This is a genomic window from Vibrio sp. D173a (assembly GCF_030248475.1).
Genome location: NZ_JAHGAH010000387.1, coordinates 1 through 610, shown reverse-complemented (window position 1 = coordinate 610; position 610 = coordinate 1). Strand labels below are relative to the sequence as shown.

Here is a 610-nt window from a genome sequence, read left to right as displayed (position 1 = left end):
CAGGGGGAGACCATATAGGTGAGTAACGCAATACAAAAGCCGCCGCATACCACCTTAATCACTTAAACCAACGCATAGCGAAAATGCCACGCGTTGCGAATCCCTCTTAAACAGATTGTTATGTAACTATCTAACAGCAATAGAGATCTCAACTTCATGAGCACTTTTATAGTATTCAAAGTCTGTTGTGTATGCGCGTTTGTAAAGGCAGTTTTCAGAACTAAAGTAACTCCAGACTTTACCCCAAAGATCTATAACTGCTTGTGGCATTTCACCGCTTGCAGCAAAAGTTACGTATTTGCCAGAAGTAACGTTAACTTTTACTGAGTCTGATAATATTTCTGGTGACAAAGTATCCGAACAAGCGATAACGTCAAAAGCCCCCGTGAAATCAGACTCATAATTTGTGTAAATGCCAAAAACTTTTGATTTTTCATTCAATTTTGGAGCAGCATTTGAGTAAAACTTTGCCCAAAGCTCTCCAATTTTTGCAGTCGATGGATTTACTTCACCAGCATTAGTTGTGCGAATGACGAACCCCGTAGCCTCAAAGCCGTTTATTTCACTGATCTTCATTTTTCCTCCTAGTTACATAACGCTTTTTATACGG

The 610-nt window shown here is 39.7% G+C and carries 1 protein-coding gene; it reads right to left on the bottom strand.

Annotation, left to right across the window (positions count from 1 at the left end; genetic code table 11):
* Positions 1 to 126 precede the first annotated feature (126 nt).
* Positions 127 to 576 (bottom strand): GyrI-like domain-containing protein, encoded by a 450-nt coding sequence (locus KIV40_RS26110; RefSeq protein WP_010645962.1) that lies wholly within the window; start codon positions 574 to 576, stop codon positions 127 to 129.
* Positions 577 to 610 lie beyond the last annotated feature (34 nt).

What these genes read in the sequence shown, in the direction of transcription:
- KIV40_RS26110 (WP_010645962.1), bottom strand. Translation starts at nt 576, where the DNA reads ATGAAGATCAGTGAAATAAACGGCTTTGAGGCTACGGGGTTCGTCATT.